Below are 16,915 nucleotides of genomic sequence, written 5' to 3' on the forward strand. Positions count from 1 at the left end.
CATGCTTGAATTAACCGCCATTTCTAAATCGTTTGCTGATGTGCAGGTGCTCGACAGCTTAAACCTGAGCGTTGCGCCGGGGAGCAGAACGGCCATTGTCGGGCCGTCGGGGTCGGGTAAAACCACGCTGCTGCGTATTCTTGCCGGGTTTGAGACGCCCGACACCGGACGTATTGTCATGCAGGGGAGAACGCTGTTTGATGAAAACCGTTTTGTCCCAGCCCACCAGCGCGGGATCGGTTTTGTGCCGCAGGAGGGCGCGTTGTTCCCGCACCTCAACGTGGCAGACAACATTGCCTGGGGGCTGGACGGGACCCGCCACGAGAAGCGCCAGCGCGTTGAGGCGCTGATGGAGATGGTCTCGCTGGACAGGCAACTCGCCACGCACTGGCCCCACGAGATTTCCGGCGGACAGCAGCAGCGCGTGGCGCTTGCTCGTGCGCTGGCCCAGCGTCCTTCATTGATGCTGCTGGATGAGCCGTTCTCGGCGCTGGATACCGGCCTGCGCGCGATGACGCGTAAGGCAACGGCCGATCTGCTGGCCGAAGCGGGCGTGGCCTCGATTCTGGTCACCCACGACCAGAACGAAGCGTTGTCTTTTGCCACGCAGGTAGCCGTCATGCGTTCCGGACGTTTCACGCAGATCGGGACGCCTTATGAGGTTTATACCCGTCCCGTTGACGAAGAGACGGCACTGTTTCTTGGTGATGCGCTAATCCTGCCTGCGCAGCTCACCGCGGGCTACGCCCTCTGCGCCCTGGGTGAGGTGCCCACGGACAACGCACATGCGACAGGGCAGGGCAGAGTGATGCTGCGCCCGGAGCAGCTGAGCGTGACGGCATGTGCCTCACATGAAAGCCCAATCTCCATTCTTGATGTGGATTTTACCGGCCACCTGTCGACGCTCACCCTTGGGCTCGCCGGGCAGCACGAGCCCGTGACCCTGAAGACCGTCAGCCAGCCAGGATGGAACCCGGGCACGGCGGTACGCATTGATATTGCTGGCGCCGCGCGTGTATTCGTCTATTCTTAATATTCGTTAATAATTTCATGCAATGGGTTGTTATAAAAGAATTTTCCCGAAAAAATGGCATTTCCTGAGATTCTCTACCATGCTCATAAAACCTCACCATAATGCGTGAGGTTTTTCGTAGTTGCTGATTAATCTCAAGGAAAAAGGTTATGAAAAAGACGACTGCTATTTTGTTGGGAACGGCGTTACTGTTTACGACCAATGCTTTTGCTGCCCAACTGCTGACTAAAAATGAGTTCAAGAAAGTCGAGTCTCAGTATCAAAAAATCGGTACGGTAAGCACTTCAAATGAAGTATCGGTCGATGATGCAAAAAAAGAACTGATTGAGAAAGCCGATAAGCAAGGCGCGGATGTTCTGGTGCTCACCTCAGGGAACACCAACAATAAAATTCACGGTACGGCCAATATCTACAAGAAAAAATAACGTCACTGCAGCCACCCCGTGTTCGGGGTGGCTGTTCCTCCCCTGTCTCCCCATCTCTTCTTGTTGTTCGCAGTTACGCTTGCTAACGCATGGATAATGCGTATAGTTCTCATTTGCATTGCTATCAATACATTCTAAGGCCCGACAACGGGTCATTTTTGCGCGCACTTTCAAATGAGTTAACGATGAACAACACCAACATACACAAAACGCTGCTGGCGCTCGCCGTTGGCGCGGTAACACATTCCGCCTTCGCGGCGGGCGATCAAAAAGAAGATACCCTCGTCGTGCAGGCTAAGCCTGCCAGCGAGTTCAAACCCGGTGGCGATCGGCTGGTACCGGCCTTCCTCGACGGACAGGTGGCAAACGGCGGACGGATGGGGATGCTGGGCCAGCAGAACGCCATGGACGTACCGTTCAACATCATCAGCTACACCTCAAAGCTGGTGGAAGATCAGCAGGCGAAAACCATTGCTGACGTGGTCGCCAACGACGCGGGCGTGCAGTTCGTTCAGGGTTTCGGCAACAGCGCGGAAACCTACCGTATTCGTGGCCTGAAGTTCGACGGTGACGACATGACCTTTGGCGGTCTGTCCGGCGTGCTGCCGCGGCAGGTGGTGGATACGCAGATGGTTGAGCGCATTGAGATCTTCAAAGGGGCAAACGCCCTGATGAACGGCGCGGCGAGCTCCGGCGTGGGCGGGATGATCAACCTTGAGCCAAAACACGCGGGCGAACTCCCGCAGGCGAAAGTGGGCGTCGACTACACTTCCGATTCTCAAATTGGCACCACGCTGGATGCGGGCCGTCGCTACGGCGACAACGACCAGTTTGGCGCGCGGGTGAACCTGGTGCACCGCGAAGGGGAAACCGGCATACCGAACGATCGCCGCCGCACCACGCTGCTCTCTACCGGCCTGGATTACAACGGTGACCGCTTCCGCACCTCGCTGGATCTGGGCTATCAGAAAAAAACCTTCCACGGCAGTCCAACCAGCGTCAACATTTCGGCGGTAGATTTCGTGCCCGAGCCGCCGAAAAACGATCGCAACTTCTCGCAGAAGTGGGCCTACAGCAACATCGAAAACGAGTTCGGGATGTGGCGCAGCGAGTACGACATCACTGACGGCTGGACCGCCTATACCGGGCTTGGCGCGCAGCACGCGCACGAGGAAGGGATCTACAGCGCGCCGAAGCTGGTGGATAAAAGCGGTAAGGCAACGGTCAGCCGCCTTGATACCAACCGCATCAGCGATTCCGTCAGCGGCATGGCGGGCATTCGCGGTAACTTTGATACCGGTTTTATCTCGCACAAGGTCAACGTTGGCTATTCGGCGATGACCAAAAACGAAAAAATCGCGTGGGAAATGTCGGCGACGAAGGATAACCCGACGACCAACATCTACCACAACACCGGCGTGGATATGCCGGACAGCAGCAACTTCAACGGATCTGGCGGAAAGTACAGCGACCCGCTGACCAGCGGACGCACCCGTACCCAGGGCTGGCTGTTGAGCGATACCCTGGGCGTGCTGGACGACAAACTGCTGTTCACCGCTGGCGCACGCCACCAGAAAGTGGTCATTCGCGGGTATAACAAAATTACCGGTGCGGAAAACGCGGCAGACGGCTTCGACGGCAGCCGCTGGATGCCAACCTACGGCGTGGTCTACAAGCCGTGGGAGGAAATCTCGCTCTATGCTAACCATACCGAAGCGCTGCAGCCGGGCAAAACCGCGCCTAATACCGCCACCAACTACGGCCAGAGCACCGGTATCGTTCACTCTAAGCAGAACGAAGTGGGCGTAAAGGCGGACTTTGGCCGCGTAGGCGGATCGCTTGCGCTGTTTGAAATCAAGATGCCGTCGGCGATCCTCGACAGCAACAATCACTACGGCCTGGATGCTGAACAGCGTAACCGTGGCGTGGAGCTGAACATTTTCGGCGAACCCATGCTCGGGATGCGCCTCAACGCCAGCGCCACCTGGCTGCAGGCCGAGCTGACCAAAACCAAAAATGGTGTCAATCAGGGTAACGATGCGATCGGTATTCCGAACTTTTACGCCGTATTGGGTGCAGAGTATGACATCAAGCCGATTGATGGCCTGACGGCGACCGCCCGCGTCAACCACTCCGGTGCGCAGTACGCTGACCTGGCAAACACCAAAAAGCTGGACAGCTACACCACGCTGGATCTGGGGATGCGCTATCGCTTCGCGGTGAACCACAATGCAAACCAGATGACGGTGCGTGCGGGCATCGACAACGTGACCAATGAAAACTACTGGGCCAGCGTGGATGATTCCGGTACCTACATCACGCAGGGCGAACCGCGTACCTTTAAGATCGCGGTTGGCTACGAATTCTAAGCGTTCCATCTCGTTATCCGGGGCAGGGATGCCCCAATCCCTTGCTACCTCCAGCATGAAGTGTTAAAACGTGCCCCTTCTAAAAAAGAGACAGGGGTAGGACGTGAAAGACGCGTCATCCGCTTCAGGCCATGGTAGCGCCGAAGCCTCGTCGGATCAGAATCCGACGCTGCAACGTGGTTTGCAAAATCGACATATTCAGTTAATTGCCCTTGGCGGCGCAATCGGTACCGGGCTCTTTCTCGGCATCGGCCCCGCTATTCAGATGGCGGGCCCGGCGGTGCTGCTGGGTTACGGTATCGCCGGGATTATTGCCTTCCTGATCATGCGCCAGCTTGGCGAGATGGTTGTCGAAGAGCCAGTTTCAGGCTCCTTCGCGCATTTTGCTTATAAATACTGGGGCCCGTTTGCCGGCTTCCTGTCCGGCTGGAACTACTGGGTGATGTTCGTGCTGGTGGGGATGGCGGAGCTGACCGCCGCAGGCATCTATATGCAGTACTGGCTGCCGGATGTCCCGACGTGGATCTGGGCGGCGGCCTTCTTCATCATTATTAACGCCGTTAACCTCGTCAACGTCCGCCTGTATGGTGAAACCGAGTTCTGGTTTGCGCTGATCAAGGTGCTGGCGATTATCGGCATGATCGGCTTTGGCCTGTGGCTGCTGTTCTCAGGCCACGGCGGCGAGCGCGCCACGATCGACAACCTGTGGCAGCACGGCGGCTTCCTCGCCACCGGCTGGAAAGGGCTGATCCTCTCCCTGGCGGTGATCATGTTCTCCTTCGGCGGTCTCGAGCTGATTGGCATTACCGCCGCCGAAGCGCGCGACCCGCATAAAAGCATTCCAAAAGCGGTTAACCAGGTGGTGTACCGTATCCTGCTGTTCTACATCGGCTCGCTGGTGGTCTTGCTGGCGCTCTATCCGTGGGTGGAAGTGAAATCCGACAGCAGCCCGTTCGTGATGATTTTCCACGATCTGAACAGCAACGTGGTCGCCTCCGCGCTGAACTTCGTCATTCTGGTTGCATCGCTGTCGGTCTATAACAGCGGCGTCTACTCCAACAGCCGCATGCTGTTTGGCCTCTCCGTACAAGGCAACGCGCCGAAGTTCCTCACCCGCGTCAGCCGTCGCGGCGTGCCGGTGAATTCCTTGTTACTGTCAGGTGCCATCACGTCACTGGTGGTGCTGATCAACTACCTGCTGCCGAAAGAGGCCTTTGGCCTGCTGATGGCGCTGGTAGTCGCTACGCTGCTGCTGAACTGGATCATGATCTGCCTGGCGCACCTGCGATTCCGCGCCGCGATGCGCCGCAAGGGGCGCGAAACGCAGTTCAAAGCGCTGCTTTACCCGGCGGGTAACTACCTATGTATCGCTTTCCTGGGGCTGATTCTGGTACTGATGTGTACCATGCATGAGATGCGCCTCTCGGCGATGCTGCTGCCGGTGTGGGTGGTGTTCCTGTTTATTGCTTTTAAGCTCTCGCGCAAAAAGTAGCGCGGTTTTCTCCCTCTCCCTGTGGGAGAGGGCACCAGACCGCACCAAACCAGACCACACTTGCCTTCATGCCCGGTGGCGCTTCGCTTACCGGGCCTACAAAATCAAAGTAGGCCGGGTAAGGCGAAGCCGCCACCCGGCAACCCACCTCACCGATGCTGAGGGGTCAACGAGCGAATATCATTCCCCGTCGGCGACTGGTGAATACGCAGACCAAATTCATCCACCACCGCGAAAATATGGTCGAAGATGTCGGCCTGAATCTCCTCATATTCTGCCCAGACCACGGTATTGGTGAAGGCATATATTTCAATCGGCAAACCATTCGCATCAGGCGCTAGCTGGCGCACCATCAGCGTCATATCTTTACGAATACGCGGGTGGTTGCGCAGATATTCGTTCAGGTAGGCGCGGAAGGTGCCGATATTGGTCATCTTGCGCAGGTTTAATACCGATTCCCCTTCACCATTCTGCTGATTCCACAGGTTAATTTCCTCATGACGTGCGGCCAGATAAGGCTTCAGCAGTTTCGCCTGAATGAGCTTCTGCTGTTCCTGCTCGTCGAGGAAATGAATACTGGTGGTATCAATGTTCAGGCTGCGCTTAATGCGTCGCCCACCGGAGGCCGACATGCCGCTCCAGTTGATAAAGGCATCGGAGACCAGCGCCCACGTCGGAATGGTCGTAATCGTATTATCGAAATTGCGCACTTTCACGGTGGTCAGGCCGATGTCCGTCACCGTACCGTTGGCACCGTATTTCGGCATCTCCAGCCAGTCGCCGAGCTTGAGCATGTCGTTGGCAGAAAGCTGAATACCCGCCACAAGTCCGAGTATCGGGTCTTTAAACACCAGCATCAGGACGGCGGCCATGGCACCCAGACCGCTGATCAGAATCGCCGGGGACTGGCCAATCAGCAGGGAGATAATCAGTATCCCCACCAGGATGGCGCTCACCAGCTTGATGCCCTGGAAGATCCCTTTCAGCGGCAGCTGTGACGCGGTAGCCATTTTCTGCGACAGATTGAAAATCACGTCCAGCAGCGAGAAGAAGGAGAGCAGGGCATACACCATCACCCACAGCTTCGCGCAGGTGGTGAGTATTTCCGCTGCTTCGCTGCCCTTTTGCAGCCACAGTACCGCCTGGACGTTGACAATTATCCCCTGCAGGGTAAAGGCCAGACGGTGAAATAATTTATTCTGGGTGATGATCTGCAGCCATAAATGGCTGCTGGCCTGCGCGCGTTTTTCGAATGCGCGAAGTACCCCTTTGTGCAGAATAAAATGAACGATGATGGCGGTAAGAAAAATAATACCAAAGATAATCACTAAAGAGGTGGTGTGATTAATTTCAATGCCTAACTCTTCAACCTGAGCAATCAATTCCTGCATAACGTCTCCTGTATTTTTGCAGCCCCATAATGGCGGCTGCGGATCTATTATGCAAATTCACGAACTTATTTGGCGGTCTGGCAGACCTTTACCACCGGCAGGCACAGGCGATGGCGGATGCGCAGCGTCGCCAGAGCCAGCACCACCATCATGGCTGTTTCCACCATGAGGAAGACGTTAACCGCCTGGGTGTAATCCCCGTGATGGTTTTGAAGCGCATGCAGCAAAATGGCGCCAAAAATAGCCGGGCCAAGACCCAGCGCGGCCTGCTGCAGGGTGCTTAAAATAGCGCTCGCGGCCCCCGCGTCGTCAGGCTGAATGTCGCGCATCCCGATGCGGTAGAAACTGTTCACGATCAGCGCCTGCCCGTAGCCCACCAGTCCAGTCGCGGGTGCCAGCGTCAGGGTGGTATTCTCCATGCCCCAAACGCGGAACGTGGCGATCAGCGCCAGCAGGCCGGTAATCTGGATCGCCAGACCCGTCAGCAGGATGGTGCTGGTGCTGTAGCGGGCAATCAGCCGAGGTGCGAACCACGCCGAAACAAAGTAGGTCACGCCCAGGGCGATAAAACTGTTCCCGGACTGCCACGGCGCCATCCCCAGACCGGTTTGCATGGTCAGGGCCATACAGAACATAAACCCGGACCAGACGCTGAAAAAAAGCATCGCAATCAGAATGCCAAAGCGCACGCTGCGAAGCGCAAGCAGGCGCGGCGGGATCAGCGGGTGGGCATTCTCACGCTCTTTTTTGCGCGCATTCAGCGCCATCAGACAGGCCAGCGGGACCAGGGCGAGCAGCATCGTCTTCAGCGGCCAGGACCAGTGCCACTGCGGGCCGAGCGCCATCGGGAACAGCAGGCAGCAAAGCATGATGGCCAGCAACACGGTACCCGGCCAGTCGATGCGTGACGGCGTCTCGCGACGGGTTTCCGGTACGAAGCGGCGGCTCAGCGCCAGCACCACCAGACAAATCGGCACGTTGATAAAGAAGGCGTTACGCCAGCCCAGTCCGGCGATATCCGCCGATACCAGCCAGCCGCCGCCCATCTGCCCGACTATAAACGCAATCCCGCCGATGCCGCCGAACAGGCTGATGGCTTTTGCATGCGCCGTACCTTTGAGCGTCACGTGCAGCGTGGCAAGAATTTGCGGCATGATCAGTGCGGCACCTGCGCCCTGAACGATGCGCGCGGCGAGCAGCTGTTCAATGTTCCCCGCTATGCCGCAGAGCAGCGAGGCCAGGCCAAAGCTCGCCACACCCCACATGAACAGACGGCGACGGCCAAAATTATCCCCCAGCTTGCTGCCGAGCGCGAGGCAGACGGCAAAGGCCACGCCGTAGAGCGCGACGATGAGCTCCAGTTCGGTAGCGGTAGCGTGCAGTGAATGGGTAATGGCGTCCAGCGCCACGTTGGTGATTGAGGTATCAATCATCGGCAGCATCTGGCCGGTTAACAGCAATATCAGGCCAGCGCGACCCGGTGAAACAACTGACGTATTCATGGTAACTCCATTGCGTCATTCAACAGATGGTCGTAGCATCTACCATCAGATAAACGGGTACCAGTTCTTGCTTATACTGGTACTGGCACTACCATGCAGGGGGATTTATGGCGCTGATGTCTGAACCTGTCGTCTCACTTCAGGATGACACCCGAAAACAGCTCGGGGCATTTTTACGCGCCCGGCGTGAAAGCCTCGATCCGCAGCGTCTCGGCTTGCCGCGCAGCGGTCGTCGCCGCACGCCGGGTCTGCGCCGGGAAGAGGTGGCGATGCTCGCTGACGTGGGCGTGACCTGGTACACCTGGCTTGAGCAGGGCAGGGACGTCAATCCGTCCAGCGCGGTGATGGCGGCCGTGGCAAAAGCGCTGCAATGCACCCCGACCGAGGCCCGGCACCTGTTTGTGTTAGCGGGTTTGCCGCCGGGTGAAGCACCACAGGCGGTCTGCTGTGAAGGCATCAGCGAAGGCACCCGACGCCTGCTGGATACGCTGATGCCGAAACCCGCGAGCATTCAAAAACCGAACTTCGATATCGTGGCGTGGAACGACAGCTTCGGGCATCTGATGGGCGTCGATTTCAATGACATCCCTCCCGAAGATCGCAACTGTATTTATCTGTTCCTCACGCATCCGGCGTGGCGCGCGCGCCTCGGCAGACGCGACGACGTCCTGCCCATTTTTGTCTCCTATTTCCGGGCGGCGATGGCCGAACACCGGGGTGACCCGCTGTGGGAGGCCAAACTGGCGCGCTTCTTTGCGGTGTCCGAAGAGTTCAAAACCCTGTGGCACCAGCGCAACGACGTGCGCGGCGTGGAGAACCAGCTCAAGCTGTTTACCCATCCCGAGCTGGGGGATTTTACGCTGCAGCAGATGTACTGGTATTCCGCGCCGCGAAACGGATCGCGGCTGCTGGTGTATCTGCCGGTGGATGAAGCGGGAGAGCGGGCGATGGAGTGGCTGGCGGCGCAGGGAAAGTAAGTTTTTTGCGAGGGGCTTTCATGTAATCAAAGCGGATCCGGTTCTGTCTGTTAAAAACGGGTAAGGTGGGACACGAAAAGCTAAATTAGCCTTTAATGCAAATTGCCTTATATGCTAATATTCACAGGGATGAAATATCGTGTTCAGACTTATCGTTCATGAGGCGGTAAGAGAAGAGATTCTCTCACTGCCTGCTGGGGTGCAGGCGAAGCTGATTCGACAGCTTGATAAATTACGCACCAATCCGACAGTACTGAGAGAACCTGACAGCAAACCCTTACCCTATGGTTTGTTTGAAATCAGAATCGTCGGGCTGATCCACACTCGTGGGATCTACGTTTATCAGCGGGAAAAGACAATTTTTCTGCTGCGGGTATTTATCAAGAAAACGCAAAAAACGCCCTCTGCTGAACTCCGTCTGGCATTGAAACGACAACAGGAGATGTTGGATGAGCAAAAAGATTATTGACTGGGATGAACTCAGAGCGGAACTGTTAAGCAATTCAGAAGTGCAGGCTTCTTTTGATGCAGAAGAGCGCAAGGAACGCCTGCGAGAGATGCTGGCGCAATGGCGAGACCATGCTGGCCTGACGCGCGCGCAGGTGGCTGAACGGATGGGCGTCAGCGCACCCACGGTATCCAGAATGGAAGCGAATATTACCCGGGCAAGCCTTGATACGTTAACGCGTTATGCGCTGGTGTGTGGGATTAAACACCCGCAGATTACGCTTTATTGAAACAGGCACGCCGGAACCCAGCGTGCCAGGAGGGATTAGCACTCGGTCACAATCGTGCTCAGCGGCAGGCGAGATTTCGGCAGCGTGGCGTTGAAATCTTCCACGCTGTGATGCCCAACCGGCACCACTACCAGGCTGGTGAAGCCTTTCTCTTTCAGGCCAAACTCTTCGTCGAGGATCGCGGCGTCGAAACCTTCGATCGGTACCGCGTCCAGACCCATAGCGCCCACGCCCAGCAGGAAGTTGCCGACGTTCAGGTAAACCTGCTTCGCCATCCACTGGTCGTCATCTTTCAGATCCACGCGGTGCATGTCGGCGAAATAGGTGCGGCCCTTATGGTTTGCCGCTTTCGCTTCCGGGGTGTTGAAGCGACCGTCGGCTTCTTCCTGATCGACAACGCGCTCCAGCCAGGCATCGTCCATCGCGGTTTTCGCGCAGAACACCACCACGTGAGAGGCATCCAGCATTTTGCGTTCATTGAACACATAGGTGCCTGCCGCGGATTTCGCCACGCGCGCTTTTCCTTCCTCGGTGCTGGCCACAATGAAGTGCCACGGTTGGGAGTTGGTGCTGGACGGGCTGTACTGCAGCAGGGTTTTGATTTTTTCCGCTTCTTCAGCGGTCAGTTTTTTGCTTGCGTCGAACGCCTTGGTGGAGTGGCGTTTCAGCGCAACAGAAATGATATCCATAACAACTCCTGATGATGAAATTCGCCCGCGTGCGGGCGCGAAAGATGAGCAGATTACAGCGGGACGGGGAAAAAGATAAGGGCAATTCGAGCGTTTAATCTGTTCGTCTCAGACGAACAATCAGACCGGCCGGATCCACTTCTGGTCTTTTTTCGGCAGTTTATCCACCACCAGATGCCAGGAATCATTGATAAGATCGGTAACCAGTTCCGGCGTCACGTCGTCCGTACCGTAAAGGGAGATCCAGTGCTTTTTACTCAGATGGTAGCCGGGTTCTATCCCGCGGTAGATCTGCTGGTTTAACAGCGATTTCTCCGGGTCTGACTTCAGGCTGACGTGCGGCCGCCCGTGTGCGACGGCCATAATCATGAAAATTTTTCCACCCACTTTAAACACGTCAAACTCCGGCCCAAACGGCCAGCAGTGTTCGGTGAATGGCAGTTCCAGCGCCACGCGTTTTGCGTGCTCCTGCAACGTTTTACTGTCCATCGCTCTCTTCCTGGGCAAGCCCGCGCCACATCACCTCAAAGCCGAGCGCTTTAAACTCAACGGCGCGGGACGGATCGCGGGTAGCAAATTCCATCGTACTTTCGGCCAGCGATAAGAAAAGCGCATCGCCAAACGTTTTAAATTCATCAGACATAAACACCTGACGCACCGAACGGCGGCAGAGTTCATGCAGCTCCGGAAACATCTCTTTCACCGCCTGTTCCGTTTCGACGCTCAGCTTTTCACTGACGCCAATCTGGCGGATCGCCGCATGTGCAACGGGGTTACGAATACCCCAGTCCACATAGCTGTTCCAGATATTGCGGGTATGTTCTTTAGGCAGCGTGATGGTGCGATCGAGGTTTGCCAGCATGGTCTGGCAGAGATCCTGCTTCAGATGCAGATAGAGGGCATTCAGCAGATCGTCTTTCGTAGCAAAGTAGCGGAACAGGGTACCTTCGGCGACGCCCGCCTTACGGGCAATAAGCGCCGTTGAGGCGGCAATACCTGACTGTGCAAACGCCGCCGTTGCGGCGTCCAGTAAGGCCTGTTTTTTATCTTCACTCTTCGGACGTGCCACTAAATTTTTCCTCCTGTCAATTATAAAAACCCTGATTGAAACACGTGCTTTGACACGCTGCAACGCGGAATGTCAAAGATCGAAAACGTCTTGACGACTTTATCATCATATCTATAATGAGTGCTTACTCACTCATAATCAAGTTTACCCTGCGCACGCTATCGGATGGGGCGCGTTTTCGGGTCAGGATATGAAAAAACCTCTCTTCATCTGCGTGGTGTTAATCATGATTATTGCTTCAGCCGCGAGTTTACCGTTTGTTCTGAATGCCGGATTCGGCCAGCCGCCGCAGGGTGAACGGCTCACCGAAGTGGAGGCCTCCCCACAGTATCGCGAGGGGAAATTCCACAATACGCTGCCGACGCCGGGATATAACGGTGACAAAAATATGCTGGTCGCGATGTGGGAGTTTCTGACTAAAAAAACTGAAAACGCCCGCCCGGCCCAGCCGTTGCCGCTGGTGAAAACCGATCTTGCGAGCCTGCCGCTGGAGCAGGACACCCTGGTGTGGCTTGGTCACTCTTCGTGGTATCTGCAGCTCGCAGGCAAACGCATCCTGATTGACCCGGTTCTTGGCAACTATGCCGCGCCGTTCTCGTTCCTCAATAAGGCCTTTGTCGGGGAGTATCCGTGGCGTGCTGAACGCATGCCGGCGATCGACCTGCTGATTATCTCGCACGATCACTACGATCATCTGGATTACGCCACTATCAAGGCGCTACTACCGAAGGTGAAGCGCGTAGTGACGCCGCTGGGCGTGGGGTCCCACCTGCGTTACTGGGGGATGAAGCCCGAGATTATTGACGAGCGCGACTGGAACCAGTCGGTACGCATCAACGATGAATTGACGGTGCACGTTCTGCCAGCGCGTCACTTCTCCGGTCGCGGCATCAAACGCGATCGCACCCTGTGGGGCAGCTTCATGTTCGTTACGCCAGAGCAGAAGGTTTACTACAGCGGAGATTCCGGTTACGGCCCGCACTTCAGGGCCATCGGTGAACAGTTTGGCGAAGTGGACGTCGCCATCATGGAAAACGGCCAGTACGACCAGGACTGGAAGTACATCCACATGCTGCCGGAGGAAACGGCGCAGGCCTCGGCGGATCTCAACGCGAAAGCCGTGGTGCCCGGACATAACGGACGCTTCGTGCTGGCGAAACACGCCTGGAACGATCCGCTGATCCAGCTGGCAAAAGCCAGCAAGGATAAAAATTATCGGTTGCTGACGCCGGAACTGGGCGAGCCCGTCCGGGTAAGCGACAGCGCACAAACCTTTCGTGCGTGGTGGGAATAATGTTTAAGCGAGAAGCAGAGGGGGACAGCAGTATGACCATTTCCGCTCAAGTCATCGACACTATCGTCGAATGGATCGACGACAATCTGCACCAGCCATTACGAATAGAAGAGATTGCCCGCCACGCGGGTTACTCGAAATGGCACCTGCAGCGGCTGTTTATGCAGTACAAAGGGGAGAGTCTGGGACGTTATATTCGTGAACGTAAGCTGCTGCTGGCGGCGCGCGATCTGCGAGAATCCGACGCCCGGGTGTACGACATCTGTCTGCGTTACGGGTTTGACTCGCAGCAGACGTTTACCCGTATCTTCACCCGTACGTTCAACCAGCCGCCGGGTGCGTACCGTAAAGAGAACCATAGCCAGACACATTAACCTGTCGCGTGTAGGCCGGGTAAGGCGTAGCCGCCACCCGGCTTTTTTATGGGCTCAGGACGCGAGTGAAAACCAGCGTCGCCAGACGAAACGCAGCACGAAGAATTCAATCGCCCCGAGCAGTAAAAACCACACGCAGAACAGAATGGTATAGAGCTGGTTAAGATCGACCATGTGAAAGGTCTGAACCAGCTTCTGCGCCAGCACCAGCCCAAGCGAAGGCGCCGGGAGCAGCAGGCACGAAAGCAGGGCCAGTAATAAAATGCCGCCTGCGGTGAGCAGCGATTCTAGCGGGTGTCTCATCGTAATGTTAATCGTCAGTTAAAAATGTCATTGTCCGGCATTTTGTAACGTAAAGCAATATCAGCCCCGCTGACCTTTTTGAATAAAACAAAGACATTATTACTGCGCACAAATAACAACATAAGACCCGGCGTTTATATTAATATCGCGTTATGTAAATAAACGTCCGCATCAGGAAAATAATTTTACAAATGTATAGGTGCTATAACCAATTAACGTGGCAATAACAATGGCCGCGATAACGTATAACACCAGTCTGCGCCCGCGATAAATACCCCACATGGTTCCCCCTCGTTTAGTTTTGGTTTAGAAATATTTTGTAAAAATCAGGTCATCGAAATAGTTTTAATCAGTTTTGAATAACCGAGAAGTCATTATATTGCGGTAGATCAATTTTACTCGCAAGACTTTAAAATGAATTTATTTAAGCCCGAAAGGAATTCAGGCTTCTGTTCACCGGAAATTGAAGGAAAAATACGATGACTGAAAAAAAAGTGATTCCGAACGTGCCGCCTTCCGGCGGGCTGGCATACCAGCAGACCGTAGAGCAGGTGCTTGCACACGCGCAGAGCCAGGCCAGCGGTCTGGACCGTGCAGAAGCGCAGGTGCGTCTGCAAAAAACAGGGCCGAACGCGCTGCCGGAGAAAAAAGGCAAACCCGCCTGGCTGCGTTTCCTGGCCCATTTTAATGATGTGCTGATTTATGTCCTGCTGGCCGCCGCCGTATTAACGGCAGTAATGGGCCACTGGGTTGATACGCTGGTTATTTTGGGCGTGGCGGTAATCAATGCCTTAATTGGTCATATTCAGGAAAGCAACGCGGAAAAATCCCTGAAGAGTATTCGTAATATGCTCGCCAGCGAGGCGCGCGTTATTCGTAACGGCAACCATGAAACAATCCCCACAACTGAAATAGTCCCGGGCGATATTATTGTATTACGCGCGGGGGATCGTATTCCGGCGGATATGCGTTTAATTGAAGCGCATAATTTACGTGTGGAAGAGGCGATTCTGACCGGTGAATCCACCGTGGTGGATAAACACGTTAATCCGCTCAGCGGCGAATTACCGCTGGGCGATCGCACCAATATGGTCTTCTCCGGGACGACCGTCAGCGCGGGCGGCGGCATCGGTGTGGTCACCGCGACCGGTCAGGATACGGAACTCGGCCACATCAACCAGATGATGGCGGGTATCGAAAAGCACCGTACGCCGCTGCTGGTGCAGATGGACAAGCTGGGTAAAGCGATCTTCGCGATTATTCTGGCGATGATGGCCGCGCTGTTTGTCTTCAGCCTGGCGTTCCGGGAGATCCCGATGGGGGAGCTCCTGCTCTCCCTGATCAGTCTGGCGGTGGCCTCCGTACCGGAAGGTCTGCCGGCCATTATCTCCATCATCCTCTCCCTGGGCGTGCAGGCGATGGCGCGCAAGCGGGCGATTATCCGCAAGCTGCCGACGGTTGAAACGCTCGGCGCGATGACCGTGGTCTGCTCGGATAAAACCGGTACCCTGACCATGAACGAGATGACGGCTAAAGCCATCATCACCGCCGACGCCTGCTACCGCGTGGACGGCAACAGCTACGAACCGGTGGGTAACATCTACCTGGAAGGCAGCGACGAGCCGGTGCAGATCCAGCCGGGCACCGTGCTGGAGCAGTACTTGCGCACCATCGACCTGTGTAACGACAGCCAGCTGATTGAGGACGATCGCGGGCTGTGGGGCATCACCGGCGGCCCAACCGAGGGCGCGCTGAAGGTGCTGGCGGCGAAAGCCAGCCTTGAGCCGGTGATGACTACGCTGGTTAACAAGATCCCGTTCGACTCGCAGTACAAGTACATGAGCACCCACTACCAGATTGGCGGTGAGGAGCAGATCCTGATCACCGGCGCGCCGGACGTCATTTTCGCCCTCTGTGCGCAGCAGCAGACCCGTCACGGTGCAGAAGCCTTCAACCGCACGTACTGGGAAAGTGAGATGGAGCGCTATGCGCGTCAGGGGCTGCGCATGGTCGCCGCGGCGTTCAAACCAGCGAACGGCGAGCAGGAACTGACGCACGATGACCTGAGCCACGGCCTGATCTTCCTCGGCATCGCCGGGATGATGGATCCGCCGCGCCCGGAAGCCATTGACGCGATTAACGCCTGCCAGCAGGCGGGGATCCGCGTGAAGATGATCACCGGCGATCACCCGCAGACGGCAATGAGCATCGGGCAGATGCTGGGGATCAGCAACAGCGAGCAGGCGGTTACCGGCTACGAGCTGGAGAAGATGGACGATGCCGCCCTGGCGGACGCGGCAGTGAAGTATGACATCTTCGCCCGTACCAGCCCGGAGCATAAGCTGCGCCTGGTGAAAGCGCTGCAGGACAAAGGCGAAATCGTCGGCATGACCGGCGACGGCGTGAACGATGCCCCGGCGCTGCGTCAGGCGGACGTGGGTATTGCGATGGGCATTAAGGGCACGGAAGTGACCAAAGAGGCGGCGGACATGGTCCTGACGGACGATAACTTCGCCACCATCGCCAGCGCGGTGAAAGAGGGGCGTCGCGTTTACGACAACCTGAAGAAGACCATCCTGTTCATCATGCCGACCAACCTGGCGCAGGGGCTGCTGATTGTGATTGCGCTGCTGGCGGGGAACATCATTCCGCTGACGCCGGTGCTGATTCTGTGGATGAACATGGCCACCTCCGCCACGCTCTCCTTCGGCCTGGCCTTTGAGGCCGCCGAGCGCAACATCATGCGCCGTCCGCCGCGTCAGACCGGGCAGCACGTGATGGACGCCTACGCCGTCTGGCGCGTGGCCTTCGTTGGCACCATGATTGCCATCGCCGCCTTTGCGCTGGAAGCCTGGCTGGCCCCGCGTGGCCACAGCGCGGAGTTCATCCGCACCGTGCTGCTGCAGATGCTGGTCTGCGCCCAGTGGGTATACATGATTAACTGCCGCAACACCGAAGGGTTCTCCCTCAACCGCGGTCTGCTGGCGAACAAAGGGATCTGGCTGGTGACGGGCGTGCTGTTCCTGCTCCAGGCGGCGATTATCTACCTGCCGTTTATGCAGATGCTGTTCGGTACCGAAGCCCTGCCGCTGCGCTACTGGTTTGTGACCCTGGCCGTTGCAGGCGTGATGTTCTTCGTCGTCGAAATCGAGAAGCGACTGACCCGCAGGTTCCGTAAGGCTGCATAACGAAAACCTTACCCCTCACCCTAACCCTCTCCCCACAGGGGAGAGGGGACCGCCCGGTTTTCTCCCTCGCCC

Annotated in this window: 16 protein-coding genes; 10 read left to right on the plus strand and 6 right to left on the minus strand. The window is 56.6% G+C overall.

The genetic code is table 11. The annotated features are described in order from the left end of the window. Nucleotide 1 precedes the first annotated feature (1 nt). The 4 genes from V1572_RS08260 to pheP all read left to right on the plus strand — a co-directional run bounded on the left by V1572_RS08260 (nucleotide 2) and on the right by pheP (nucleotide 5,319). A complete protein-coding gene (locus V1572_RS08260) occupies nucleotides 2-1,033 on the plus strand; it encodes an ABC transporter ATP-binding protein (protein ID WP_262802197.1) in 1,032 nt (343 codons plus the stop codon). Between the two features lie 149 nt (nucleotides 1,034-1,182). Further along, the gene (gene yahO, locus V1572_RS08265; protein ID WP_021241596.1) at nucleotides 1,183-1,458 is read left to right on the plus strand and encodes a DUF1471 family periplasmic protein YahO; all 276 of its coding nucleotides are present in this window, start codon (nucleotides 1,183-1,185) and stop codon (nucleotides 1,456-1,458) included. Between the two features lie 185 nt (nucleotides 1,459-1,643). Continuing rightward, the gene (locus tag V1572_RS08270) at nucleotides 1,644-3,827 is read left to right on the plus strand and encodes a TonB-dependent receptor (RefSeq protein ID WP_395299856.1); all 2,184 of its coding nucleotides are present in this window, start codon (nucleotides 1,644-1,646) and stop codon (nucleotides 3,825-3,827) included. Between the two features lie 103 nt (nucleotides 3,828-3,930). Further along, nucleotides 3,931-5,319 (plus strand): phenylalanine transporter, encoded by a 1,389-nt coding sequence (pheP, locus tag V1572_RS08275; RefSeq protein ID WP_277718462.1) that lies wholly within the window; start codon nucleotides 3,931-3,933, stop codon nucleotides 5,317-5,319. 149 nt (nucleotides 5,320-5,468) lie between these two features. On the opposite strand, the gene V1572_RS08280 is transcribed toward pheP, so the two are convergent. Both V1572_RS08280 and V1572_RS08285 read right to left on the minus strand, forming a co-directional pair. Continuing rightward, the gene (locus V1572_RS08280; RefSeq protein WP_048026895.1) at nucleotides 5,469-6,710 is read right to left on the minus strand and encodes a mechanosensitive ion channel family protein; all 1,242 of its coding nucleotides are present in this window, start codon (nucleotides 6,708-6,710) and stop codon (nucleotides 5,469-5,471) included. A 65-nt stretch (nucleotides 6,711-6,775) separates the two neighbouring features. Continuing rightward, nucleotides 6,776-8,212 (minus strand): MFS transporter, encoded by a 1,437-nt coding sequence (locus V1572_RS08285; protein ID WP_395299857.1) that lies wholly within the window; start codon nucleotides 8,210-8,212, stop codon nucleotides 6,776-6,778. A 107-nt stretch (nucleotides 8,213-8,319) separates the two neighbouring features. Between V1572_RS08285 and V1572_RS08290 the strand changes: the two genes are divergently transcribed. The 3 genes from V1572_RS08290 to V1572_RS08300 all read left to right on the plus strand — a co-directional run bounded on the left by V1572_RS08290 (nucleotide 8,320) and on the right by V1572_RS08300 (nucleotide 9,926). Continuing rightward, nucleotides 8,320-9,189: a helix-turn-helix transcriptional regulator gene (locus V1572_RS08290; RefSeq protein ID WP_045909671.1), complete on the plus strand. Its 870-nt coding sequence runs from the start codon at nucleotides 8,320-8,322 to the stop codon at nucleotides 9,187-9,189. A 139-nt stretch (nucleotides 9,190-9,328) separates the two neighbouring features. Next, the gene (locus V1572_RS08295) at nucleotides 9,329-9,658 is read left to right on the plus strand and encodes a type II toxin-antitoxin system RelE/ParE family toxin (protein WP_325841729.1); all 330 of its coding nucleotides are present in this window, start codon (nucleotides 9,329-9,331) and stop codon (nucleotides 9,656-9,658) included. Then, the gene (locus V1572_RS08300) at nucleotides 9,639-9,926 is read left to right on the plus strand and encodes a helix-turn-helix domain-containing protein (protein ID WP_045909670.1); all 288 of its coding nucleotides are present in this window, start codon (nucleotides 9,639-9,641) and stop codon (nucleotides 9,924-9,926) included. The genes V1572_RS08295 and V1572_RS08300 overlap by 20 nt, the downstream gene beginning before the upstream one ends. Before the next feature lie 35 nt (nucleotides 9,927-9,961). Here the strand turns inward: V1572_RS08300 and nfsB are convergent, their stop codons facing one another. The 3 genes from nfsB to V1572_RS08315 form a co-directional block, all read right to left on the minus strand. Next, a complete protein-coding gene (nfsB, locus tag V1572_RS08305; protein WP_024906901.1) occupies nucleotides 9,962-10,615 on the minus strand; it encodes an oxygen-insensitive NAD(P)H nitroreductase in 654 nt (217 codons plus the stop codon). Nucleotides 10,616-10,735: 120 nt separating this feature from the next. Continuing rightward, nucleotides 10,736-11,104 (minus strand): MmcQ/YjbR family DNA-binding protein, encoded by a 369-nt coding sequence (locus V1572_RS08310; protein ID WP_371898815.1) that lies wholly within the window; start codon nucleotides 11,102-11,104, stop codon nucleotides 10,736-10,738. Then, nucleotides 11,094-11,684, minus strand: a complete 591-nt coding sequence (locus tag V1572_RS08315; protein ID WP_048026898.1) for a TetR/AcrR family transcriptional regulator — start codon at nucleotides 11,682-11,684, stop codon at nucleotides 11,094-11,096. The genes V1572_RS08310 and V1572_RS08315 overlap by 11 nt, the downstream gene beginning before the upstream one ends. A gap of 190 nt (nucleotides 11,685-11,874) precedes the next feature. Here V1572_RS08315 and V1572_RS08320 point away from each other — a divergent pair, with 190 nt between their 5' ends. After that, nucleotides 11,875-12,978 carry an MBL fold metallo-hydrolase gene (locus V1572_RS08320; protein WP_395299858.1) on the plus strand — a complete coding sequence of 368 codons (1,104 nt, stop codon included), beginning with the start codon at nucleotides 11,875-11,877 and terminating at the stop codon, nucleotides 12,976-12,978. Nucleotides 12,979-13,010: 32 nt separating this feature from the next. Then, nucleotides 13,011-13,352 carry a RamA family antibiotic efflux transcriptional regulator gene (locus V1572_RS08325; RefSeq protein WP_010428317.1) on the plus strand — a complete coding sequence of 114 codons (342 nt, stop codon included), beginning with the start codon at nucleotides 13,011-13,013 and terminating at the stop codon, nucleotides 13,350-13,352. A 54-nt stretch (nucleotides 13,353-13,406) separates the two neighbouring features. Here the strand turns inward: V1572_RS08325 and V1572_RS08330 are convergent, their stop codons facing one another. After that, a complete protein-coding gene (locus V1572_RS08330) occupies nucleotides 13,407-13,655 on the minus strand; it encodes a DUF1158 domain-containing protein (protein ID WP_325841725.1) in 249 nt (82 codons plus the stop codon). Between the two features lie 479 nt (nucleotides 13,656-14,134). Here V1572_RS08330 and V1572_RS08335 point away from each other — a divergent pair, with 479 nt between their 5' ends. Then, complete coding sequence (locus V1572_RS08335) at nucleotides 14,135-16,843, plus strand: cation-transporting P-type ATPase (RefSeq protein ID WP_325841723.1); 2,709 nt, start codon at nucleotides 14,135-14,137, stop codon at nucleotides 16,841-16,843. The last annotated feature ends 72 nt before the right edge of the window (nucleotides 16,844-16,915 follow it).

It is taken from the genome of Enterobacter quasiroggenkampii (genome assembly GCF_043972695.1).
In the GTDB taxonomy this organism is placed as follows: domain Bacteria; phylum Pseudomonadota; class Gammaproteobacteria; order Enterobacterales; family Enterobacteriaceae; genus Enterobacter; species Enterobacter quasiroggenkampii.